Below are 22,852 nucleotides of genomic sequence, written 5' to 3' on the forward strand. Positions count from 1 at the left end.
GGGGGGGGGGCCCCCCCCGCCCGGGCGGCGGCCGCCCGTCTCGTGCCCGCCGGAGACCGCCCAGCGGCCCGTCGGCGCCCCTCGGCCGTTCTCAGCCCTGCGGCCACCCGAGGGCCCGCAGGATGTCGGAGACGCGCGTGTACACCCCGGGGCTGCCCGCCCAGCCGCACCCCGTCCCCCAGGACACGAGGCCTATCAGCCGCCCCTGGGCCACCAGCGGTCCCCCGCTGTCCCCCTGGCAGGCGTCCCGGCCACCCCGCACCTCCCCCGCGCACAGCATCGTCTCGGCGCGGTAGGTGCCCTCGGAACCACCCGGATACGCCTTCTCGCACAGTGCGTCGGGCTGCACCCGCACGCGTGCCGCGTGCAGACTGCCGGCATAGGACCCGGACCCCGTGGTGTCCCCCCACCCGTAGACGGTGGCCTCGGTACCCGCCCGGTACGCGGGATCACCGGCCCCGGCCATGGCTATCACCGAGTTCGAGGGCAACGGCTCGGCCAGACTGAGCACGGCGTAGTCGCCGGAATTGGTGACGCCGTCGTAGCCCGGATTCACCCAGGTCCCGCGTACGGCTATCTCCCTGCCGCGTTCCGAGAGCAGTTCCGTACGCCCGGTGATCACCCTGAGATCGCCCACGCGCTCCGGGGGCGCCCCCAGCACCTCCTCGTCCATGCAGTGGGCCGCGGTGAGCACAGTGGTACGGCCGACCGCCACACCCCCGCAGAACTGCCCCGCCCGCGTACCCCCGAACCGGTCACGGCTGGACAGCGCCACCGTCCACGGACCCTCCGAGACGTCGACGGGGAAGCCACCGACGACGATGCTGTCGGCGGCCGCCGGAACAGCCGGGACCAGCGGTACGACGGACACGGCTGCCGCAAGGGTCAGCGGCCGGACCAGGGCCCGGGCAAGACGACGTCGCATGCACGCTCCTCACACTGGGGTGATCCTGAAGCACCCACAGTGAGGGAACCCGCCCGAGCCCGCACCCGCGCGGCGACACGGAGGCCCGGTTCCCGAAACGGGAACCGGGCCTGACGCGGGGCTTCGCACGACGGTGCGTCGTGGCGGGCGGACCTAGTCGAGGTAGTCGCGCAGCACCTGGGAGCGCGACGGGTGGCGCAGCTTCGACATGGTCTTGGACTCGATCTGGCGGATGCGCTCGCGCGTGACGCCGTACACCTTGCCGATCTCGTCGAGGGTCTTCGGCTGGCCGTCGGTGAGACCGAAGCGCATGGAGACGACGCCCGCCTCGCGCTCGGACAGGGTGTCCAGGACGGAGTGCAGCTGCTCCTGCAGCAGCGTGAAGCTGACCGCGTCGGCCGGGACGACCGCCTCGGAGTCCTCGATGAGGTCACCGAACTCGCTGTCGCCGTCCTCGCCCAGCGGGGTGTGCAGGGAGATGGGCTCGCGGCCGTACTTCTGGACCTCGATGACCTTTTCCGGGGTCATGTCGAGTTCCTTGGCCAGCTCCTCCGGGGTGGGCTCGCGGCCCAGGTCCTGAAGCATCTGGCGCTGCACGCGCGCGAGCTTGTTGATGACCTCGACCATGTGCACCGGGATGCGGATGGTGCGCGCCTGGTCGGCCATCGCGCGGGTGATCGCCTGGCGGATCCACCAGGTGGCGTACGTGGAGAACTTGTAGCCCTTGGTGTAGTCGAACTTCTCCACCGCGCGGATCAGACCGAGGTTGCCCTCCTGGATGAGGTCCAGGAAGAGCATGCCGCGGCCGGTGTAGCGCTTGGCCAGGGAGACCACCAGACGAAGGTTGGCCTCCAGCAGGTGGTTCTTGGCGCGGCGGCCGTCCTCGGCGATGATCTCCAGCTCGCGCTTGAGCTTGGGGGCCAGCTTGTCGGAGTTGGCCAGCTTGTCCTCGGCGAACAGACCCGCCTCGATACGCTTGGCGAGCTCGACCTCCTGCTCGGCGTTGAGCAGGGGGACCTTGCCGATCTGCTTGAGGTAGTCCTTGACCGGGTCGGCGGTGGCGCCGGCGGCGGCGACCTGCTGGGCGGGCGCGTCGTCCTCGTCCTCGTCCGAGAGTACGAAGCCGGCGTTCTCGGCGCCCTCGGGCTCCTCCGCGACCTTGGTGTCCTCGAGGACCTCGTCGTCGCCCAGCTCGGCGTCGTCCTTCTTGGCGGTGGTCTTCTTGACTGCCGTCTTCTTGGCCGTGGTCTTCTTGACGGCCGCCTTCTTCGCGGTCGTCTTCTTGGCAGCCGCCTTCTTGGCGGGCGTCTCCTCACCGGCGGCGGGGTCGGCGGCGGGCGCCGCCGGAGCCGCGGTGGCGGCGGCCTTCCGGGCGGTCACCGTCTTGGCGGCGACCGTCTTGGTGGCGGTGCGCTTGGCGGGACTCTTCGCTGCGACGCTCTTGCGGGTGCGCTTGGGCTCTGCGGCACTGACCATCAGCGTCACACCCTCTTCCTCGAGGATCTGATTGAGGCTGCGCAGTACGTTCTTCCACTGAGTGGCCGGAATCTGGTCAGCTTCGAAGGCCCGACGCACGTCATCGCCGGCGATCTGCCCCTCAGCCTTTCCCCGCTCAATGAGCGCCATGACAGAGACGGACTCGGCGATCTCCGGCGGGAGCGTACGGGATGTGCTGGCCGACACGAACAACCTCTCGGAACGTTGGAAAACGGCTTCCGGCCCCGTCCGCAATGGACAGGAGCCGACCGCCGGCTTGGAGATGGGCCGACGGCGCGGGCGGGGGCCGGGGAGGATGCACAGCGCCGTGAACGGCGTCCGTATTCCCTCCGCGGCTGTCACCTCTTAGGTCATCGCGTTCTTTCCAGGAGCGTTACGTCCAATCCGCGTGGCCCGAGTCACACCCCATAAGCGCACAGAATCGGTCAGATGATCGCGAAAGCATCCACTCGGGGGCGAGGAGGTCACCTCTCCGAGTCTGCCACGTCGTTCCGGACATCGGGCCCCGCGGGATCGTCGACGATCCCGCGGGGCCCGACGGGGGGCGGCTCATCGGCGGGGCGCTGCCACAGGAGGGGGATGGCATGCCGGACCGCGCCGCCCGCGGAACGCGGTCAGTGCTCGCGCGGGGCGGGCACCACGCGTTCCACCTCTGGGTGGACCGTGAGCAGTTGACGCATGGCCGTCTCGGCCGCCGCGCCGTCGCCGTCGGCGAGGGCGTCGACGATCCGTCCGTGCTGCGCCAGGGACGTCTCGTTCGGACGCTCGCAGCCCGTGGCCGGGCCGCCCGAAACCTGCAGGGCGGCGGACACGATCCCGGAGAGATGCTCCAGCATGCGGTTGCCGGCGATCTGGATGAGCTGGGAGTGGAACTCGGCGTCGGCGCGGGCGAAGGTCAGGGCGTCGCCCTGCCCCATGGCGTGGCCCATGATCTCGACCATGTCGGTCAGCCGCTGCTGGACGTCCTCCCGTCCGTGGCCGGCCGCCAGGCGGGCGGCGAGCGGCTCGATCACCCAGCGCAGCTCACTGAGCTCACGACGCTGGTCGTCGCGCTGCGGCCCGAAGGCCCGCCACTCGATGATGTCCGGGTCGAGGAGGTTCCAGTCGCTGACGGGGCGCACACGCGTGCCGACGTTCGGCCGGGCGCTGACCAGGCCCTTGGCCTCCAGGACACGGAGCGACTCACGGACGACGGTGCGGGAGACCTCGAAGCGCTGACCGATCTCCTCGGGCACCAGCGGGCGGTCGGCGCCCAGGTCCCCGGAAACGATCATCTGACCCAACTGCTGGACGAGTTGGCCGTGCAGCCCGCGCCCGCGGCTGCCCGTGGCCCGTCGGCCCACACGGCCCAGCTCCGGATCCGTGCCTTCCCAGGCAGGGGCCCCGACGCGGTCGACGGCGGGCGTCTCGGCGTAGGGGTAGCGGTCGAGTTCGCCCGGGCTCGCGAGGCCGGAGTCTGCGGAGCGGGCGGCGGTCATCATGGTGTGCGCAAGGGTACTCACGCATCCTTTGTCGGCTTCGCTTCCAACTCCCTTGAGGTCTTTGGTGAAAAGCACACGAAAGGGTGATCGCTCACCTCGTCGCAATTGACGCCTTATCGGAAAGAAATGGGCTTTTTGTGATGAGTTGCAGACAGAGGCGGGGCGATGTGCTCGCGGACGGTCGTTATCGGACTCTGCTCCGCAGGCCGGTGAGCACGTACGCGCACAGCAGCGTCGCCAGCGACAACGTCAGCGCGCCGCCGACGGGTTGGGCGACCAGACGCAGGACCGCGTCCAGGTGGTGCTCGGCCCCGAAGGGCCACCGGAGCGGCGCACCGTCCCGCAGCCGCGACGCGAGCGGGACCGGGGTGCGCACCGCCGGCCCTTCCGTCATCTTGCGCACGAGCGGCACGACGAGAAGGGGTACGGCGACGACGACCGCGAGACCGGCGGTGGCGGACCGGAACACGCCCGCGGCCAGCACGCCTGTGCAGGCGCACCCGACCACGAGGCCGAGCCACCCCGCACTCAACGGCAGCCAGTCGGCGGGAACCTCGACGGCCTCCCGCCCGTAGACGAGGTGGAGCAGCTCGGCATCGCACCCGACGGTCAGGACGGCCAGTACCACCGCGGCGGCCGAGGCCACGAGGAGCTTGGCGACCAGCAGCCCCAGCCGCCGGGGCACGGTGCCGCGGTCCGCCGCCAGCGCGGGGTGACGGAACTCGTCGCCGAAGGCCAGCGCGCCGAGCAGTCCCGCGCCGAGCGCTGCGGGCGGCAGCGGCAGCTCCCTCGGCCACGCGGCCAGCAGGCGCGGCTGTGGGGTGTGCCCGACCCGCGCCAGCAGTACGGCGGTGAGCGCGGACACGACGAGCACGGCCGCCCCGACGAGGAGCCCCGTAGCGACACCCGTGGCGCGGCGGATCTCGTAACGCAGCGGACGAAGAGGCCTGGGGGCGGGGCGGACGGAGACGGGAGGGGGGAGCCCGGCGGCGTCGCGCGCGGAGGCGGTCCGGCGGGAGGGGGCCGGAGGGGTCTCCTCGGCGAGGGATGCGTCCGGCGCCTTCCGCGTCGGGGACACGGACGCGGAAGAGCCTTCGCCGGCCGGGGCGCCGGGGTGGTGGTCCGGACCGCGGGCCGTGTGGTCCGCGGGCGGGGGCGCGTCGGGGGTCGGCCGCACGGGTCCCCCGGCGGCGCCGGCCGGGTTCGCCGGGGCGCCCGGCACCGGGTCGCCCGCTCCGGCACCGGGCCCCATGTCCCCGATCTCGTCCGTCAGTTGATGCACGACGATGCCGTTCCGGAACGCGATCTCACCGACGTCCGCGCAGGTACTGCCGTAGACGCGGAGGCGATTGCCGCCCTCGTGCACGGCCTCCACGGACCGCCGGGCGGCACGGGCCTCCTGCGCGAGCAGGACGGCGAGGCGGGCGGCGTGCGGACTACGGACTGCGACGCGGGGACGCAGCCGGGTCCGCGAGAAGTCCGCCGCCTCCTGGTCGGCGACGAGTCTGCCCCGTTCCAGGGTGACCACGCGGTCCGCGATCCGCGCCGCCTCCTTCGGATCGGCCGTGGTGCACAGCACCGTGCCCCCCTGGGCCGCATACGCCCGGAGCGTGTCGTACAGCCAGCGGTTCTCGGCGACGGAGAGCCCCCGCGCGGGCTCGTCGAGCACGAGTGTGTGCGGGTCCGGCAGCAGGGCGCAGGCCAGCCCCAGGCGGCGGTCCATGCCGCGCGACAGGATGCCCAGGCGCTCGTCGCGCAGGCTCACGAGCCCTGTCGCCTCGAGTACTTCGTCGGCCCGGCGGGCCGGGACACCCGCGGCGGCGCACAGCATGCGCAGGTGTCCCCGGACGGTGCGGGCGGGGTGGCCCGGCACATCGCCGAGCAGCACGCCGACTTCACGGGAGGGATGGGGGATGCGGTGCAGTGGGCGGCCCCTGAAGTAGGTGACGCCACGGCCGCGTTGGAGTTCGAGCATGAGCCGGATCGCCGTCGTCTTGCCGGCGCCCGGCGCTCCGAGCAACGCGGTGACGCGGCCCGCGTGCGCCTCGAAGGAGACGTCGTCGACGGCGGGCGGAAGCTCTCTGCGGGGGCTGCTGGTCAATCCGGTGGCCTGAATCACCCGATGCAAGATAGCGCCCCATACCGGGTTTTCCGGACATCTCGCGACCCGGTTGAGGGAAAGAGCACCCCCCGCCGGACCCTTTGGCGTGGTCCGGTCGTCCCGCGTCAGACCTCGGGGCGCAACATCGGAGGGTTGAGCAGGGTGGCTCCGCCGGCCCGGAAGAGCTGGGCGGGGCGACCGCCCTGCCGGGTGGTCGTGCCGCCGGTGGGAACCAGGAAGCCCGGTGTGCCCGTCACCTTGCGGTGGAAGTTGCGCGGGTCGAGCGCCACGCCCCAGACCGCCTCGTAGACCCGGCGCAGCTCGCCGACGGTGAACTCGGGCGGGCAGAAGGCCGTCGCCAGCGACGAATACTCGATCTTGGAGCGGGCGCGTTCCACCCCGTCCGCCAGGATCCGGGCGTGGTCGAAGGCGAGTGGCGCCACCGGCTCGCCGTCCCGGCCGTGGCCACCCTGCTGCAGCACCTCCTCGACGGGCGCCCAGCGCGCGTTGCTGGCGTCACCGCCCGCCCGGGGCGCGGGCAGATCGGGGGCGAGGGCGAGGTGGGCGACGCTCACGACCCGCATCCGGGGGTCGCGCTCGGGATCGCCGTATGTGGCGAGCTGTTCCAGGTGAGCGCCGTTGTCCTGGGCAGGGACGGCGGGATCGTGCACCCGCAGGCCCGTCTCCTCCGCCAGTTCCCGGGCCGCCGCCTGCGCCAGATCCTCGTCGGCCCGCACGAAGCCGCCGGGGAGGGCCCAACGCCCCTGGAAGGGCGCCTCGCCCCGGCGCACCACCAGCGCACACAGAGCGTGGCGGCGTACGGTCAGTACGACCAGGTCCACGGTGACGGCGAAGGGCGGAAAGGCTGACGGGTCGTAGGGCATGCGGCGATCATAGTCGTCTGCCTGACGATAAACACTCCCTTCCCGGGGCGTGACGCCGACTGATCCGCTTCGGCCCGGCGGGTTTGCCGCCGGGCTCTCCCGCCGTCCTGAGGGAACGTGTCCCACCAGGTCGGTCTCCCGGCCGGAGTCCCCCGGCCGCCTCCTCGACCATGGCGAGACCGAGCCGGCTGGCCCGTACGGCGAAGGGGGCGACCGCCGCGCACGGTCCCGTCGGGCCCCTCCCGCCCAGTGGGGCGCTGTGCACCGGTCACAGCGCGACCGTCCGGAGTGGGGCGCCGGAGCGGACCCCCACGAGCGCGGTCGGCCACAGACTGCGGCGGCCGCCGGGTGCGGGAGCGGAACGCTCCCCTCGGTCCGCTGTTCCCCCCGCGCACCTCTCGGGCAATCGGCGGCCGAACACCTCCGCCACCCCGAACACACCGCGCAGCAGGATCGCCGTCCTCTCGTAGCCGGTGGCCGCGAGTCCCGTGACGACGAGTGCCGTCTCGCGGCCCCGCGCGCCGCCAGAGCCGTGTCCGAATGGCCGGTGGTCCACCTCCTTCACGCCCGCTACGCGCGGACTCCAGTTCAAGTCCAGGTCGGGCGCGAGTCCGCCACGCCCGGCAGTCCGGTGTCGAGGAGGTGCGCCCGGGTGCGGAACGAGGCGGGCCTCGGCCGGGGGAGGGAAGAGCAGCGTCCACGGTGGCGACCGTCCGGGGCGGACGGGAAGGCCGTGCGGCCCGGCGTCCACGGGACGCCTCCCCACTCCCGGCTTCGCTCGAGCGGGGAATCCCCGTGAGCGGGGAAGGCACGGACAGCAGCCCTGCCACTTGTCCGCCACGCCTCCGCGAGGGCCCGCGCCGGCCCGACGGGCACGGCTCCGCCGCTCGCTCACCCCTCCCTGCCACCGCCCGGGCGACAGGTCCGCGCGCCCGGCTGCGAGGTACCGCGGCGACGCCCCGCGCCGGGTCCCGCCGTGCCGGGGCGCGCACCTCCGGGACGTGTTCCGCTCTCGTCCGCACCGCTCGGGCGTGTGCCGCCGTCCGCCGCGGAGCGGGCACTCACCACCGAGGTACGCAGGTGCGGAACCCGCCGTCCCGGTCGGCCGCCTTCCGTGCGGAGCCGGCAGGGGAGAGCGCTGCCGGTGCCGGGCGCACGCGTGCGGCGTCGACGGGGCGAGGGCACCGCTTCGGGATCGGGATCCGCGGGTTCGGCAGCCGACGGCTCGCAGCCGTCCCGCTGCCTCGGCTCCGTGGCCACGGCCGCCGGCCCGTCCGGCGTCGCCCGCCCACGGCCCTCACGCTCGGACCGCAGACAGCGACGGACCGACTCCGGGTCGAGTCCCTCGTTGCAGGCCTGGTGCAGGAGCCGGGCGAAGAGGTAGTCGGGGTCGGCGCCCAGGGCCATGGCGAGCGCTTCCCGGCCTTCCAGTTCGTCACCGGTGGACCAGGCGACCCACCCGGCGAGGGTGAGGGGCGCCGCGGCGTGTTCGCGGTACGCCCCGACGCAGCGGCGGGCCAGGGCGCGCCACAGACGAAGGGCCGGGCCCGCCTCGTCGCCCTCCATCCACTCGGCCGCGCGGTCGCGGGTCGTACGGTCCTGCAGGCCGAGGATCAGCGCCGCGGCCTCGTCGTGCCCGAGCAGTTCGTCGTCCCGCAGGTCCGCCGGGAGTGTGCCGGGCGCGGGCGGGGCGTCGGCGAGCCGGCCCAGGATCCGCCCGGCCAGCCCCAGTGTCTCCTCGGCGACCTCGCACCGGCCCTCCGCGTCGAGGATCCTGGGGACCAGCGCCAGACCGGCTGCGTCCAGGGCGGCCTCCTGTTCCCGGGCGGCGGAGTGCTCCCACGGCTGGAGCCTGGCGCGCAGTTCGCGCAGGGTGCCGCGGACCTGGAGCCCGGCGTAGGTGGCGGCGGCGGCCAGCACCGAGGTGCCGGGCAGGCCCATCGGTGTCCCCTCGGCCGGGCAGCAGCCCTCGTCGTCGCAGCAGTACGACCAGAAGCGGCCGTCCGAGAGGCACAAGGCCTCCACCACCGGGATGTCCAGGGCACCGCACTCCAGGCGCAGGGTGCGGGCGAGCGGCCCCAGCCGCTCCTTGACCTGCCGGCCGGATTCGCCCCGGCCCGGTTCGCGGCAGAGGAAGACGACCATCTGCTCGGGCCGGGCGCCCCGGCGCTCGCTGCCCGTCACCAGGCCGTGGGCCAGCTGCCGGGCCGCGGAGGGCCAGTCGTCGGGGTTGGCGGGGATGCCGAGCCGGGCGCGGCCGCCGAACCGGCCCCGTCCGTCCTTGTCGTGCAGGGCGACCAGCACGATGCTGTCCTCGGGGCGGTAGCCGAGCAGGTAGGGCAGGGCGTCGGCGAGCTCGGCCGGGGAACGCAGGGTGACCTGCTGTCCGTCGGCGCCGTCGTACGCGGTGCGGGTGATGTCCTGCGGACGCGGTGCGCGCTCCTCGCCGCCGGGTGTCCGGGGACCGGTGTCACGCCCCGGAATGTCATCGTTTTCGGGGGATCCAGTGGTTTCGCCGTGGTTCGTCATGTGAAGACGATCTCGCGGATTGCGAACCTCCGCTTCGCCCTGTGGATAAGTCCGACCAGGGACATGCCATCGACCTCGGGGCCGTGGGGTCTCTTCCGCGCACCCGTCCGTGTGTCAGTGGCGTCCTGTTGGATGGACCCATGGAGCACACGAGCAACGCGGATCTCCGTACGGCCGCCGACGCGGTTCTCGCCCGCCTCGTCGGGGACGCCTCGGGCGTGGCCCGGCTGCGCGAGGACCAATGGCGGGCGATCGAGGCCCTGGTCGCCGACAAGCGCCGGGCCCTGGTCGTGCAGCGCACGGGCTGGGGCAAGTCCGCGGTCTACTTCGTGGCCACCTCGCTGCTGCGGGCGCAGGGCAGCGGTCCCACCGTGATCGTCTCCCCGTTGCTGGCGCTCATGCGCAACCAGGTGGAGGCCGCGGCCAGAGCCGGAATCCACGCCCGCACCATCAACTCCTCCAACAGCGAGGAGTGGGAATCCGTCCAGACGGAGATCGCCGCGGGCGACGTCGATGTGCTGCTGGTGAGTCCGGAGCGGCTGAACAACCCGGACTTCCGCGACCAGGTGCTGCCCAGGCTCTCCGCCGCGACCGGGCTCCTGGTGGTCGACGAGGCGCACTGCATCTCCGACTGGGGGCACGACTTCCGCCCGGACTACCGCCGGCTGCGCACCATGCTCGCCGACCTCCCGGACGGCGTGCCCGTCCTCGCCACCACCGCGACCGCCAACGCCCGTGTCACCGCCGACGTCGCGGAGCAGTTGGGTACGGGAGGCTCGTCGGACGCGCTGGTGCTTCGGGGGCCGCTGGACCGGGAAAGCCTGAGCCTGAGCGTGCTGCGCCTGCCGGACGCGGCGCACCGAATGGCCTGGCTCGCCGACCACCTGGACGATCTCCCGGGTTCGGGAATCGTCTACACGCTCACCGTGGCCGCCGCCGAGGAGGTCACCGCCTTTCTGCGGCAGCGCGGGCACACCGTCGCCTCGTACACCGGCCGGACGGAGAACGCCGACCGGCAGCAGGCCGAGGAGGACCTGCTCGCCAACAAGGTGAAGGCCCTGGTCGCCACCTCCGCGCTCGGCATGGGCTTCGACAAGCCCGATCTGGGCTTCGTGGTGCACCTCGGTTCACCGTCCTCCCCCATCTCCTATTACCAGCAGGTCGGCCGCGCCGGGCGCGGTGTCCGGCACGCCGAGGTGCTGCTGCTGCCGGGGAAGGAGGACGAGGCGATCTGGGAGTACTTCGCATCGCTCGCCTTCCCCTCGGAGGAGCTGGTGCGCCGTACGCTCGACGTCCTCGCACGCTCCGACCGGCCCGTGTCACTGCCGGCCCTCGAGCCGCTGGTGGAACTGCGCCGTTCCCGCCTGGAGACCATGCTCAAGGTGCTCGACGTGGACGGGGCGGTGCGGCGGGTCAAGGGCGGCTGGATCGCGACCGGGCGGCCGTGGACGTACGACGCCGAGCGGTACGCGTGGGTGGCGCGCCAGCGCAGGGCCGAACAGCAGGCGATGCGCGAGTACGCGGCGAGCACGGACTGCCGGATGGAGTTCCTGCAGCGCCAGTTGGACGACGAGGGCGCCAAGCCCTGCGGACGCTGCGACAACTGCGCCGGCCCGCGGTACACCCCCGAGGCCTCCTCGACCGCCCTTGAGGCGGCCCGTGTGGACCTCGGCCGGGCGGGCGTCGAGGTGGAGCCCCGGAAGATGTGGCCCACCGGGCTTCCGGCGATCGGCATGGACCTCAAGGGACGCATTCCGGCGGGGGAACAGGCAGCCCGGGGCATGGCGTTGGGGCGTCTGTCGGACATCGGCTGGGGCAACCGGCTGCGTCCGATGTTCGCGCCGCAGGCGCCGGACGGGCCCGTGCCGGACGACGTCGCCCGGGCCGTGGTGGGTGTGCTGACCGACTGGGCCAAGGGGCCCGGCGGCTGGGCTCCGGGGGCGGCGGACCCCCAGCCCCGGCCGGTGGGGGTGGTCACCCTCGCCTCCCGCAGCCGGCCCCGGCTGATCCACTCGCTCGGGGCGCGCATCGCGGAGATCGGGCGGCTGCCGCTGCTGGGGTCGGTGGCCTACACGGGCGAGGCGCACTCCGTCTCCCGGAGCAACAGCGCCCAGCGCCTCAAGGCCCTCGACGGGGCGCTGACCGTACCGGCCGACCTCGCCGCCGCGCTGGCCGGAGCGCGGGGCCCGGTCCTCCTCGTGGACGACTACACGGAGACGGGCTGGACCCTCGCGGTCGCGGCGCGACTGCTCCGGCGGGCCGGTGCACAGGGCGTATTGCCGCTGGTGCTGGCCGTACAGGGCTGATGGCCCGCCCCGCCCAACGAGTGGGGATATTAGCCGTGGAACACCCGATACCGGACCGCTGCCTCAATTGCTCGTTGCCGCATCCAAGTTCGACAGGAAGAATTGAAGGACGCACCCGTACGGCTCGCCCGCCGATCAGGTAAGGCTCCGTCGCGTGCGCGCTCCCCCGAATCCGACCCTGCCCGCAGTCCGGGCGTAGCCGAAGGGAGGACCGTGACCTTCGGATTCGCTCCGTCCTCGGCGGCATCGCTGTCGACGTCCGCCGCTTCCGCCAACCGTGTACTCGAACCTGCGGAGTGGGCCGCCGCGGGAATCCCGCTGCTGGGCAGTCCGCGGGAGGTCGTCAGCGGACTGCACGCCCGGCACCGTCCCGGTCCGGCGACCGCGGTCGTCGCCGTGCTCGATCCGGACGAACGTGTGCGGGCGAGCGCGTCGTTCACCCGACGCACCAACTCCGCGGACGGCTGGCTGCTCCGCAATGTGCTGCTGGACCAGTTGCGCCGGGTGATCCCGCACGACCTGCGCCGCCGCACCCCGGTGCGCACCGCCGTGCTGCTCTACTGCCGTGACGGCGACGCGCGCTGGACGGAGGAGGACGGCGCCTGGATGTGGGGTCTGCGGGACGCCTGCACCCTGCACGGGCTGCGCTGCGGGGCGTACATCACGCTGACCCGCGACGGGTGGCAGGTCCTCGGTGAGGGGCGTGGCGGCCGCCATCCCAGCGCCGGCTCGGCGCCGGAACCGTTCGCCACGTCCGCGGCACCGCCCCGGATACCGCGTACGGGTGGCGCCGCGTCGGAGGTTCTGCGCCGCGCGGCGGCACGCTGACACCACGAAGACGCCACCCGGGCATCATGGAGTGGTGCGGGACGCGCCGCACCACGGCGCGGCGCGTTCGCACGGTGCCGGACCCGACCCGGTGCCGGGACGGCGCAGACGCGAGAGCATCGGCCGCTCCGGCCCCGGATACGCCGGGTCCCCGATCGCGGGAACGCCACGACCTCGGCGTCCGCGTCCCCCCTCGGCGCCCGGCCGGACTCCGTGGTGGTGGTTCAGACGCCTGCGGCCAGCATCGAGTTGATGCGCTGCGGATCGCCGCAGACGATCAGCAGGGCGCCGGCCCGGGCGTGCGCCACCGACAGGGCGGAAACAGCCGCGGATTCCGGGCCTCCGTTGACGGCGACCACGACGACGGGGCGCGCACCGGCACGCTCGGCGACCTTGGCGTCCGTGTAGAAGACGTCGTCGCCGGCGTCGTGCTGGGCCCAGTAGGAGGCTTCACCGAAGGACAGTTCGTGGGTGGCCCACGGATGCGGGTCTCCGGTGGTGATCACCAGTACGTCGCCGGGGGCGCGGCCCGCGTCCAGCAGCAGGTCCACGGCCCCTTCGGCGGCGTCGAGCGCCCCCTGGGCCGAGGACGGGATCAACTGGAGCTGCGGGGCGGCCGCCGCGGGCGCGGGCGGGCCCGGAGGGACGGGCTTGGCCGCGTCGCGCGACGCGCGCTGCACCGGCGGCGCGGGCCGCGGCGGGCCGGGACGACCGGGACGCGACGGAGCCGCGGGGCGGGGACCGGGTACGGGGCGAGGGGTCGGCGCGGTGCGGGGACCCTGGGCACTCTCGTGAATCTGAGGCTCCTCGGGAATGAGAGGCATGAGCTGATTTTTATCAAACGTTGGCACGGCTCGCGCCGCCGGGTGGCACATCAGTGCGAGCGGTCCGTCAGAAGTCGAAGCCGAGCTGACCCTCGATTTCCGGAACACGCCCTTCCGTACAGCTGCGGACCTTCTTGAGGTGCCGCCACTGGGGCAGCGCATCAAGATACGCCCACGACAACCGGTGGTACGGGGTGGGTCCCCGGACCTCCAGTGCGGCCTTGTGCACGGGCGACGGATACCCTGCGTTGTCCGCGAAACCGAAGTCTGCATGGTCGATGCCCAGTTCGGCCATCATTTTGTCGCGCTGAACCTTGGCGATCACCGAGGCCGCCGCGACGGACACGCACGACTGGTCGCCCTTGATGACCGTACGGACCTTCCAGGGCGTGCCCAGATAGTCGTGCTTGCCGTCGAGGATCACCGCGTCCGGACGGACCGGCAGCCCCCCCAGCGCACGTTCCGCCGCCAGCCGCAGCGCGGCCGTCATCCCCAGGGCGTCGATCTCCTCGGGGGAGGCGTGCCCCAGGGCGTACGAGGACACCCAGCTCCGCAGTGTCCCGGCGAGCTCGGTGCGCCGTTTGACGGTGAGGAGCTTGGAGTCGGTGAGCCCCTCCGGAGGCCGGCGCAGTCCAGTGATCGCCGCGCAGACGGTGACAGGGCCGGCCCACGCGCCGCGCCCCACCTCGTCGACACCTGCAACGATCTTCGCCCCGGTCGTGGCGCGCAGAGAGCGCTCGACGGTGTGAGTAGGTGGTTCGTACGGCATGACGCCCTTAGCGTACGCCGCCCGCGACAGCCCGCGACACCCCGGCCCCCGAGCGGTGCCGGTGACTCACGGAAACCACGGTCAGGAGTCGGCCGGTCGCAGCAGCGGAACCATCAACCGCTCGGCCGTCTCCTCCGGATCGGCGTCCGGCCATTCGCTGCCGCACATCTTCGAGTGATACGTAGTCATCGCCGAAATGGCGTCGAGGACACATCCGTTCGCCGCGTCGGCACGCACCTCTCCCTGCTCGGTTCCACGTCGGATCGCGGTGCGCGGCATCTTTGCCGTGGACTCCACGAGACCGTCGAGGATGACGGCGTGGAAGCGCTCGGCCTGGCGGATGTCACATTCGTGAATCACCGAACGCAGAGCGCACCCGACCGGAAGAACATCGCGTCGCGGGCAGGACCCCGGGCAACGTCTTCGTGATCACCGGCACGACCCCTCCCCGCACCGCTCCCGCACGACGGAGACATCCGCACATGCCAGGGCTCACACCTCGCACGGCGGATGCCCTGACAACGGACGGCCGGTGACGGAGAGTTCCCGGTACGCACGGAGAGTTCCGGACTCCGCCCGCAGGACCCTCGGCCCGAGGCCGCGTCCGACCCCCGTCCTCAGACCGCGGCCCGCATCCAGTCCGGCAGGGGCTCGACCCGGTCGGCCCACTCGGCGGGCGGTGTTCCCGCCTCCCCGGCGGCGACCACACCGCCCACGATCGCACAGGTCGTGTCGACGTCCCCGCCCACCTGCGCGGTCGTCCAGAACGCCCGCTCGTAGTCGCCCAGGGCCCGGGCCGCCGACCACAGCGCGAAGGGCACGGTGTCATGCGCCGTCGTACGCCGCCCGCAGCCGAGCACGGCCGCGACGGTGGCCGCGTCGCCGTAGTCGAGCATGTCCCGGGCCCGGCGCAGCCCCGCGCCCACCGCGCTCCTCGCGGGCACCAGTGCGATGACCCCGTCGAGGAGGGCTTCCGGGCCGGGCGGCCCGCCGGGGGCCGCGACCAGCGCGGCCGCCGCCGCGACGGCCATGGAACCGACCACGGCCTCACGATGCTGATGCGTGGGGTAAGCGGAGATCTCGGCCTGATGGGTGGCCTGCTCCGGGTCGTCCGCGTACCAGGCGCCCAACGGCGCGATCCGCATCGCGGCGCCGTTGCCCCACGACCCCTGCCCGTCGAAGAGCGCGGCGGCGAGTTCCCGCCAGTCGCCGCCTTGGCGGACCAGCCGCAGCAGCCGGTCGACCGCGGGCCCGTAGCCCCGGTCGAAGTCGTGGTGCGTGGCGAAGGACAGCGCGAGGGCGTCCTGGTCGATCCGGTGGTGCGCGGCCAGGACGGAGACGACGGAGCACGCCATCTCCGTGTCGTCCGTCCACTGCCAGGGCCCTGGCGGCAGCTCGCGGCGCTTGAGCAGCGGGTAGTTCGCCGGCACGAAGAACTGGGAGCCGAGCGCGTCCCCCACGGACACGCCACGCAGGCTGGCCAGGGCGCGGTCCAGGCGCCCGGCGGAAGAGGAATCAGCGGTCATCGCTCTGCCACTCCATCCGGTGACCCTCTGTCTATCCGGTGATCCCGTAGGGTTCCGGATCCCGCCAGCGTCCGAAGGGCCGGTCGAGGGTGTACTTGCCGTTCTCCCCCAGAACGAGCACACGCATCTCGGCGTTCCCCGGGTTCGACAGCGACTCGAACTCCGCCACGGTCCAGTGGAACCACCGCATGCAGAACAGCCGCATGGCCAGCCCATGGGTGACGATCAGGACGTTCGGGGGGTGGTCGGGGGCCTCGAAGCTGCGGAACAGGCTCTCCAGGAAGCCGCCGACCCGGTCGTAGACGTCGGCTCCGGACTCCCCCTGGGCGAACCGGTAGAAGAAGTGCCCGTAGGCGTCCCGGTAGGCCTTCTGCAGGCGCACGTCCTCACGGTCCTGCCAGTTGCCCCAGTCCTGCTCACGCAGCCTCGGCTCCTCGCGCACGCGTATCCGCTCCGGGTCGAGCCGGAAGGCGCTCAGCGTCTGGTGCGTGCGACGGTAGGGGGAGACGTAGACGCTGACGCGCTCACGGCCGAAGAGTTCCCGCAGCCTCTCCCCCGCCTCCTCCGCCTGCTGTCTGCCCCGCGCGGTCAGGGCCAGGGCGTGATCGGGTTCGCGCTCATAGACGGAGTCATCAACATTGCCCGTTGATTCGCCGTGTCGGACAAGGACGATGCGCCGTGGTCGTGCCATGCCAAAACCCTAGATCGGGTGACGGTCGGACGAGCACTCGTGCGGTCCCCATACGGCGCAGGTCACACACATCCCGCACCCCGCGTCACACCGGCGGGCACCGTTCCGCTTCCGGACGTCACACCGTCCAGGACGATTCCATCTCCACGATGTCCCCCGTGAGGGCCGCGACATCGGCCTCCGTCTGCGCCCTCAGCGCCAGGCGCTCCACCCGCTCGGTGCGGTACTTGCCGTGCTCGGCGGCCGACCGCCACATCGAGAGCACCAGGAACTCGTGCCCGGGCGCCTCCCCGAACAGTCCCCGGACCATGCCGGGCGAGCCGGCCATGGCCGGGTTCCAGACCTTCTCCTGCATCAGCACGAAGTGCTCCGACCGCTCCTCGTGCACGCGGCACAGCGCCACCCTGAGCAGGTCGGCGTCCGTGAAACGCGGTTCGAAGCCGGTCTTCACGTCGAAACGGTGGTCGAAGAGCCTGACCTGGGCGTCCCTGAACGTGCCCGACTGGGCCGAGGCGAGCCGGTCGTGGGAGCGGGCCATGAACGAGTCGTAGAAGGCCCGGCTCTCCCAGAAGGAGAAGAGGTGCGCCACGTCCGGCCGCCCCCGGCTCCATCCTCCGCCCTGCCCGCGAAACCCCGGCTCCCCCAGAAGCCCCGCCCACTTCCGCTGCCCCCGCTCGAACCCGCGGCGGTCCACCACGGTGCAGCGTATCCACTTGACCAGCACCGCGCCATCGTAAGGCCAGGAGCGTGGCGTCGGCCGCTCCCGGAACGACTGCTTACCGGCGCCCGCCGCCACACGCGTGGCAGGATGGACAACCTGCCGGGAGGACCCGGCAGTCGGGGTGAGCGGGCAGCACGGTCACGGGGAAGGGGAAGACTGGTGAACGGCCTCAACAAGGGCATCCGCAAGGTCGAGATCGCACTGAGGTGGGACCCGAATCCGTCGGGGCAGCCCTCCACCGATCTGGACCTCGTCGCCGCGCCCTACACTGCGGACGAACCGCATGGTGCTCCCGCCTACGTGGTGCACTTCGACAGTCGCTCCCCCGACGGCACCATCACGCTCAACCGGGACAGCAAGGACGGCCAGGGCTTCGGTTACGACGAGGTCATGACGCTGGAACTGGACCGGCTCGACCAGCGGTACGCCCGCGTGGTGGTCGGCGTCGTCATACAGCAGCACCAGGGGCGGCGGACGTTCTCCGGGGTGGACAACCCCGGTCTGCGCATCCGCGAGGGTTACACCGTGCTGGCCGAGGACGACTTCGGCGGTGTCCTCGGGGCCACGGCGGCGACGGTCGCGGAGTTCGTCCGGGACGGGTCGGGGCCCTGGGAGTTCCGCCCGGGTGTCCAGGGGTTCGAGGGCGACCCGGCGGCCTTCACCCGTGTGATGGGGACGTCGCGCCGGGCCTGACCCACGGGAACACCGAGGGCGGTGGCGCCGGTGACCCGGCGCCACCGCCCTCAGTCGTTCCCTCGCACCCGGGCAGCGCCCGGACGCGTCAGCTGCAGCCGCTGGTCGAGCCGCAGCCCTCGCAGATGTAGCAGGAACCGGCGCGCTGCATCTTCGTGCCGCAGGAGAAGCACAGCGGGGCGTCGGCCTGGATGCCCAGCTGCATCTCCACCAGCTCGGCGCTGGTGTGGGCCTCCTTCGGGGCCGTCCTGACCGCCTCGGCCTCGGCCTTCGGCGTGGCGACCGCCTTCAGCTCCTGGGTCCGCGGCGCCGACTGGGCCAGGCCCTCGACGTCCACCTCGTCGTCGGACGGCTCGTACGAACCGGTCTCCAGGTGGCGCTGACGCTCCTCGGCGGAGTGGATGCCGAGCGCGGAGCGCGTCTCGAAGGGCAGGAAGTCCAGCGCCAGGCGGCGGAAGATGTAGTCGACGATCGACTGCGCCATCCGCACGTCCGGGTCGTCCGTCATACCGGCCGGCTCGAAGCGCATGTTGGTGAACTTCGAGACGTACGTCTCCAGCGGCACGCCGTACTGGAGGCCCACCGAGACGGCGATGGAGAAGGCGTCCATCATGCCCGCGAGCGTCGAACCCTGCTTGGACATCTTCAGGAAGACCTCGCCGAGACCGTCGTCCGGGTAGGAGTTGGCGGTCATGTAGCCCTCGGCGCCGCCGACCGTGAAGGAGGTGGTGATGCCGGGACGGCCCTTCGGGAGGCGCTTGCGGACCGGGCGGTACTCGACCACCTTCTCGACCGCGGCCCGGATCGTCTCCTCGGCCTTCTCGGTGACCTCGGCCTTCTCCTTCTCCTTCGTCTTCGCGGAGAGCGGCTGGCCGACCTTGCAGTTGTCGCGGTAGATGGCGAGCGCCTTGACGCCCAGCTTCCAGGCCTCGAAGTAGATCTCCTCGACCTCCTCGACGGTCGCCGTCTCCGGCATGTTGACCGTCTTGGAGATGGCGCCGGAGATCCAGGGCTGGATCGCGGCCATCATGCGGACGTGGCCCATCGGGGAGATGGCCCGCTCGCCCATGGCGCAGTCGAACACCTCGTAGTGCTCCTGCTTGAGACCGGGGGCGTCGATCACATTGCCGTGGTCGGCGATGTGGGCGACGATCGCCTCGATCTGCTCCTCCTGGTAGCCCAGGCGGCGCAGGGCCTGCGGGACGGTGCCGTTGACGATCTGCATCGAGCCGCCGCCGACCAGCTTCTTGAACTTCACCAGCGCCAGGTCCGGCTCGACACCGGTGGTGTCGCAGGACATCGCCAGACCGATGGTGCCGGTCGGGGCGAGCACGGACGCCTGGGCGTTGCGGAAGCCGTTCATGTCGCCGAGGCGGATCACGTCCTGCCAGGCCTCGGTGGCGGCGGCCCACACCGGGCTGTCCAGGTCGTCCATGCGCACGGCCGTGCCGTTGGCGTCGGCGTGCTGCTTCATGACGCGCTTGTGGGCGTCGGCGTTGCGGGCGTAGCCGTCGTACGGGCCGACGATCGCGGCGAGTTCGGCGGAGCGCCGGTACGCCGTGCCCGTCATCAGGGAGGTGATGGCGCCGGCGAGGGCGCGGCCGCCGTCGGAGTCGTAGGCGTGGCCGGTCGCCATCAGCAGGGCGCCGAGGTTGGCGTAGCCGATGCCGAGCTGGCGGAAGGCGCGGGTGTTCTCGCCGATCTTCTGGGTCGGGAAGTCCGCGAAGCAGATCGAGATGTCCATCGCGGTGATGACCAGCTCGACGACCTTCTGGAAGCGCTCGGTCTCGAACGACTGGTTGCCCTGGCCGTCGTCCTCGAGGAACTTCATCAGGTTCAGCGAGGCCAGGTTGCAGGACGTGTTGTCCAGGTGCATGTACTCGCTGCACGGGTTCGACGCGGTGATCCGGCCGGACTCGGGGCAGGTGTGCCAGTTGTTGATGACACCGTCGTACTGGATGCCCGGGTCGGCGCAGGCCCACGCGGCCTCGGCGAGCTTGCGGAAGAGCGCCTTGGCGTCGACCTCCTCGATGACCTCGCCGGTCATCCGGGCGCGCAGGCCGAACTTGCCGCCCTGCTCGACCGCCCGCATGAACTCGTCGTTGACACGGACCGAGTTGTTGGCGTTCTGGTACTGGACGGACGCGATGTCGTCGCCGCCCAGGTCCATGTCGAAGCCCGCGTCGCGCAGGACGCGGATCTTCTCCTCCTCCTTGACCTTGGTCTCGATGAAGTCCTCGATGTCAGGGTGGTCCACGTCGAGGACGACCATCTTGGCCGCACGGCGGGTGGCGCCACCCGACTTGATCGTTCCGGCGGAGGCGTCGGCCCCGCGCATGAAGGAGACCGGGCCGGAGGCGTTGCCGCCGGAGGACAGCAGCTCCTTGGAGGAGCGGATCCGGGAGAGGTTCAGGCCGGCGCCGGAGCCGCCCTTGAAGATCATGCCCTCTTCCTTGTACCAGTCGAGGATCGACTCCATGGAGTCGTCGACGGACAGGATGAAGCAGGCGGAGACCTGCTGCGGCTGGGGCGTGCCCACGTTGAACCACACGGGGCTGTTGAAGCTGAAGATCTGGTGCAGGAGGGCGTACGCCAGCTCGTGCTCGAAGATCTCGGCGTCGGCGGGCGAGGCGAAGTACCTGTGGTCCTCACCGGCCTTCCGGTACGTCTTCACGATGCGGTCGATCAGCTGCTTGAGGCCGGTCTCGCGCTGCGGGGTGCCCACGGCGCCCCGGAAGTACTTGCTGGTGACGATGTTGACCGCGTTCACCGACCAGAAGTCGGGGAACTCGACGCCGCGCTGCTCGAAGTTGACCGAGCCGTCGCGCCAGTTGGTCATGACGACGTCACGGCGCTCCCAGGCCACCTCGTCGTACGGGTGGACTCCGGGAGTGGTGTGGATGCGCTCCACCCGCAGTCCCTTGCCGGCCTTGTTGCTCTTGGCGCGGGGACTCCGTGCCGGACCGCTCGCCGTCTCTGTCATGCCGCCTCCCTGTACGGGCGAAAACGCCCTGAAGTGCCCCGATTATTCCCGTGGCACGGTGTTCTGTCTGATGCTGCGGGCGCCCACTCGTCCGCCCGCAGCAGGTCTTCTCATCGCCGCCGCCCGGCCGGGCCCGCGTCCGGCGTGCCGGACCGACCCTCCGGTCAGCCGGTGGCGGGAGCGGGTCCGGGGACCCGGGCGGACCCGCTGTCGCCTTCCCGGTCCCCCGGGTCGGCTCCCTCGCCGTCCCCGTCGTCCGCGGCCGGCCGCTCCGCCCGCCTGAGTTCCGCGATCGCGGCCTCGAAGTCCTCCAGCGAGCCGAACGCCCGGTAGACGGACGCGAACCGCAGGTAGGCGACGAGGTCGAGTTCCTGCAACGGCCCGAGAATGGCCAGCCCCACGTCGTGGGTGGTCAGCTCGGCGCTCCCGGTGGCCCGCACCGCCTCCTCGACACGCTGCCCGAGCTGGGCGAGGGCGTCCTCGGTGACGGGCCGCCCCTGGCACGCCTTGCGCACACCGTTGATGACCTTGGTGCGGCTGAAGGGCTCGGTGACTCCGGACCGCTTGACCACCATGAGCGAACACGTCTCCACGGTCGTGAAACGACGGGAGCAGTCCGGGCACTGGCGGCGCCTGCGGATCGACGTGCCGTCGTCGGTCGTACGACTGTCGACGACACGGCTGTCGGGGTGCCTGCAGAAGGGGCAGTGCATGAACTCCCAACCCTCCTCACAGCAGACTCAACGACCTCGCGAGGTCTCTCGGGCCTCACGAAGCAGCACCAGCATAGGCGATCTCAGAGAGCCCGAAGACCCGGGGGACCACAACTTCTGGGCCGCTGCCGCAATCCAACCACTAGATGTGGGGATTGGCTCACACATCCACGCTCGCACGCGTGTCGCGCGCATCGGGGCGGGCAGGAGACGCCGGGCCGTCGCGCGACGGGGGCGCCGCGCCGGAGGCGGGGAGGGGGTGCGCGACTCCCGAAGAGAGCGCGAGCCGCTTCACGCGCCGCGGGGCACCCGGTGACAGACTGGGTCCGCGAGCGCGAGGCCGACACCTCGGCGGTGAAGAGTACAACGATCGGCCCGTTCGCCCGACAGGGAGCGTGGCGACCAGATACACCCCGGCGAGAGATTGCGTACAGCAATTCGCGTTTTTTCACTCGAACGTGTGTTTGGCGCAACCTTTCGAAAGCAACTACCGTTGTGCTGCAGGGAGACCATCGAGAGGGGCCGACGTGACCACCACCGCAGACAGTGCCGCCATCACTGCCCAGGACAGCCCCCAGGGCCGGATCGAGCCGGTGCATGCGATGAACGAAGCCACGAATCCCGAGGGGCACAAGCGCTCCCTGCCGGGCCGACCTCCCGGCATCCGGGCGGACAGCTCCGGGCTCACCGACCGCCAGCGCCGGGTGATCGAGGTCATCAGGGACTCGGTGCAGCGTCGCGGCTACCCGCCGTCGATGCGCGAGATCGGCCAGGCGGTCGGTCTCTCCAGCACCTCCTCCGTGGCCCATCAGCTGATGGCCCTGGAACGCAAGGGCTTCCTGCGCCGCGATCCTCACCGCCCCCGCGCCTACGAGGTACGGGGTTCCGACCAGGCCGCCTCCGTGCAGCCCACGGACACCGCCGGCAAGCCGGCCGCGTCCTACGTGCCACTGGTCGGCCGTATCGCCGCCGGTGGCCCGATCCTCGCCGAGGAGTCCGTCGAAGACGTCTTCCCCCTGCCCCGGCAGCTCGTCGGCGATGGTGAGCTGTTCGTGCTGAAGGTCGTGGGCGACTCCATGATCGAGGCCGCGATCTGTGACGGCGACTGGGTGACGGTCCGCCGCCAGCCGGTCGCCGAGAACGGGGACATCGTCGCGGCCATGCTCGACGGTGAGGCGACCGTCAAGCGCTTCAAGCGGGAGGACGGCCATGTCTGGCTGCTTCCGCACAACGCGGCCTACGAGCCGATCCCGGGCGACGACGCGACCATCCTGGGCAAGGTGGTGGCCGTTCTGCGGCGCGTCTGAGCACGACGCGGGGCCGGCCCGGACCGCCGTCCCGCCCCCGACCGGGCCCCGGAACCCCTGCGCCGGTTCCGGGG

Annotated in this window: 17 protein-coding genes and 1 pseudogene; 4 read left to right on the forward strand and 14 right to left on the reverse strand. The window is 71.8% G+C overall.

Annotated elements, in window-relative coordinates; translation table 11 throughout:
- Nucleotides 1-91: 91 nt before the first annotated feature.
- The 6 genes from KYY02_RS25870 to KYY02_RS25895 all read right to left on the reverse strand — a co-directional run bounded on the left by KYY02_RS25870 (nt 92) and on the right by KYY02_RS25895 (nt 9,417).
- Nucleotides 92-925, reverse strand: a complete 834-nt coding sequence (locus KYY02_RS25870; protein WP_371241916.1) for a S1 family peptidase — start codon at nt 923-925, stop codon at nt 92-94.
- A 153-nt stretch (nt 926-1,078) separates the two neighbouring features.
- A complete protein-coding gene (locus KYY02_RS25875; protein WP_371241921.1) occupies nt 1,079-2,608 on the reverse strand; it encodes an RNA polymerase sigma factor in 1,530 nt (509 codons plus the stop codon).
- 428 nt (nt 2,609-3,036) lie between these two features.
- Complete coding sequence (locus KYY02_RS25880) at nt 3,037-3,924, reverse strand: FadR/GntR family transcriptional regulator (RefSeq protein WP_371241923.1); 888 nt, start codon at nt 3,922-3,924, stop codon at nt 3,037-3,039.
- A gap of 163 nt (nt 3,925-4,087) precedes the next feature.
- Nucleotides 4,088-6,022 carry an ABC transporter ATP-binding protein gene (locus tag KYY02_RS25885; protein ID WP_371241925.1) on the reverse strand — a complete coding sequence of 645 codons (1,935 nt, stop codon included), beginning with the start codon at nt 6,020-6,022 and terminating at the stop codon, nt 4,088-4,090.
- 107 nt (nt 6,023-6,129) lie between these two features.
- Entirely contained in the window at nt 6,130-6,888 is a 759-nt protein-coding gene (locus tag KYY02_RS25890) for an NUDIX hydrolase (RefSeq protein ID WP_371241927.1), read from the reverse strand.
- An 891-nt stretch (nt 6,889-7,779) separates the two neighbouring features.
- The gene (locus KYY02_RS25895) at nt 7,780-9,417 is read right to left on the reverse strand and encodes a DUF4192 domain-containing protein (RefSeq protein WP_371241929.1); all 1,638 of its coding nucleotides are present in this window, start codon (nt 9,415-9,417) and stop codon (nt 7,780-7,782) included.
- Between the two features lie 140 nt (nt 9,418-9,557).
- Here KYY02_RS25895 and KYY02_RS25900 point away from each other — a divergent pair, with 140 nt between their 5' ends.
- Nucleotides 9,558-11,723: a RecQ family ATP-dependent DNA helicase gene (locus tag KYY02_RS25900; protein ID WP_371241931.1), complete on the forward strand. Its 2,166-nt coding sequence runs from the start codon at nt 9,558-9,560 to the stop codon at nt 11,721-11,723.
- Between the two features lie 213 nt (nt 11,724-11,936).
- Nucleotides 11,937-12,551, forward strand: a complete 615-nt coding sequence (locus tag KYY02_RS25905) for a hypothetical protein (RefSeq protein ID WP_371241933.1) — start codon at nt 11,937-11,939, stop codon at nt 12,549-12,551.
- Between the two features lie 224 nt (nt 12,552-12,775).
- Here the strand turns inward: KYY02_RS25905 and KYY02_RS25910 are convergent, their stop codons facing one another.
- The 6 genes and pseudogenes from KYY02_RS25910 to KYY02_RS25935 form a co-directional block, all read right to left on the reverse strand.
- Complete coding sequence (locus KYY02_RS25910) at nt 12,776-13,375, reverse strand: hypothetical protein (RefSeq protein WP_371241935.1); 600 nt, start codon at nt 13,373-13,375, stop codon at nt 12,776-12,778.
- Between the two features lie 67 nt (nt 13,376-13,442).
- Nucleotides 13,443-14,144: a ribonuclease HII gene (gene rnhB, locus KYY02_RS25915; protein ID WP_371241937.1), complete on the reverse strand. Its 702-nt coding sequence runs from the start codon at nt 14,142-14,144 to the stop codon at nt 13,443-13,445.
- 81 nt (nt 14,145-14,225) lie between these two features.
- A pseudogene (locus KYY02_RS25920) lies at nt 14,226-14,548 on the reverse strand (TetR-like C-terminal domain-containing protein); the annotation flags it as partial.
- A gap of 213 nt (nt 14,549-14,761) precedes the next feature.
- Nucleotides 14,762-15,670, reverse strand: coding sequence for an ADP-ribosylglycohydrolase family protein (locus KYY02_RS25925; protein ID WP_371241939.1), 909 nt, complete (start codon nt 15,668-15,670; stop codon nt 14,762-14,764).
- A 31-nt stretch (nt 15,671-15,701) separates the two neighbouring features.
- Nucleotides 15,702-16,361, reverse strand: coding sequence for a histidine phosphatase family protein (locus KYY02_RS25930; protein WP_371241942.1), 660 nt, complete (start codon nt 16,359-16,361; stop codon nt 15,702-15,704).
- 118 nt (nt 16,362-16,479) lie between these two features.
- Nucleotides 16,480-17,085, reverse strand: coding sequence for a YdbC family protein (locus KYY02_RS25935; RefSeq protein WP_371241945.1), 606 nt, complete (start codon nt 17,083-17,085; stop codon nt 16,480-16,482).
- A 156-nt stretch (nt 17,086-17,241) separates the two neighbouring features.
- Between KYY02_RS25935 and KYY02_RS25940 the strand changes: the two genes are divergently transcribed.
- Nucleotides 17,242-17,775, forward strand: coding sequence for a TerD family protein (locus tag KYY02_RS25940; protein ID WP_371241948.1), 534 nt, complete (start codon nt 17,242-17,244; stop codon nt 17,773-17,775).
- Between the two features lie 88 nt (nt 17,776-17,863).
- On the opposite strand, the gene KYY02_RS25945 is transcribed toward KYY02_RS25940, so the two are convergent.
- Nucleotides 17,864-20,758: a vitamin B12-dependent ribonucleotide reductase gene (locus tag KYY02_RS25945; protein ID WP_371241952.1), complete on the reverse strand. Its 2,895-nt coding sequence runs from the start codon at nt 20,756-20,758 to the stop codon at nt 17,864-17,866.
- Between the two features lie 164 nt (nt 20,759-20,922).
- On the reverse strand, nt 20,923-21,471 hold the full coding sequence (gene nrdR, locus KYY02_RS25950; RefSeq protein ID WP_371241957.1) for a transcriptional regulator NrdR: 549 nt from the start codon (nt 21,469-21,471) through the stop codon (nt 20,923-20,925).
- Between the two features lie 527 nt (nt 21,472-21,998).
- Here nrdR and lexA point away from each other — a divergent pair.
- Nucleotides 21,999-22,778 carry a transcriptional repressor LexA gene (gene lexA / locus KYY02_RS25955; RefSeq protein ID WP_371241959.1) on the forward strand — a complete coding sequence of 260 codons (780 nt, stop codon included), beginning with the start codon at nt 21,999-22,001 and terminating at the stop codon, nt 22,776-22,778.
- Nucleotides 22,779-22,852 lie beyond the last annotated feature (74 nt).

The sequence above is a fragment of the Streptomyces pimonensis genome, assembly GCF_041380215.1.
Classification (GTDB): domain Bacteria; phylum Actinomycetota; class Actinomycetes; order Streptomycetales; family Streptomycetaceae; genus Streptomyces; species Streptomyces pimonensis.

Coding starts and splice junctions, on each gene's coding strand:
- KYY02_RS25895 (WP_371241929.1), bottom strand. CDS start 9,417: ATGACGAACCACGGCGAAACCACTGGATCCCCCGAAAACGATGACATT.
- KYY02_RS25925 (WP_371241939.1), bottom strand. CDS start 15,670: ATGACCGCTGATTCCTCTTCCGCCGGGCGCCTGGACCGCGCCCTGGCC.
- KYY02_RS25945 (WP_371241952.1), bottom strand. CDS start 20,758: ATGACAGAGACGGCGAGCGGTCCGGCACGGAGTCCCCGCGCCAAGAGC.
- KYY02_RS25900 (WP_371241931.1), top strand. CDS start 9,558: ATGGAGCACACGAGCAACGCGGATCTCCGTACGGCCGCCGACGCGGTT.
- KYY02_RS25870 (WP_371241916.1), bottom strand. CDS start 925: ATGCGACGTCGTCTTGCCCGGGCCCTGGTCCGGCCGCTGACCCTTGCG.
- KYY02_RS25930 (WP_371241942.1), bottom strand. CDS start 16,361: ATGGCACGACCACGGCGCATCGTCCTTGTCCGACACGGCGAATCAACG.
- KYY02_RS25910 (WP_371241935.1), bottom strand. CDS start 13,375: ATGCCTCTCATTCCCGAGGAGCCTCAGATTCACGAGAGTGCCCAGGGT.
- nrdR (WP_371241957.1), bottom strand. CDS start 21,471: ATGCACTGCCCCTTCTGCAGGCACCCCGACAGCCGTGTCGTCGACAGT.
- rnhB (WP_371241937.1), bottom strand. CDS start 14,144: ATGCCGTACGAACCACCTACTCACACCGTCGAGCGCTCTCTGCGCGCC.
- KYY02_RS25890 (WP_371241927.1), bottom strand. CDS start 6,888: ATGCCCTACGACCCGTCAGCCTTTCCGCCCTTCGCCGTCACCGTGGAC.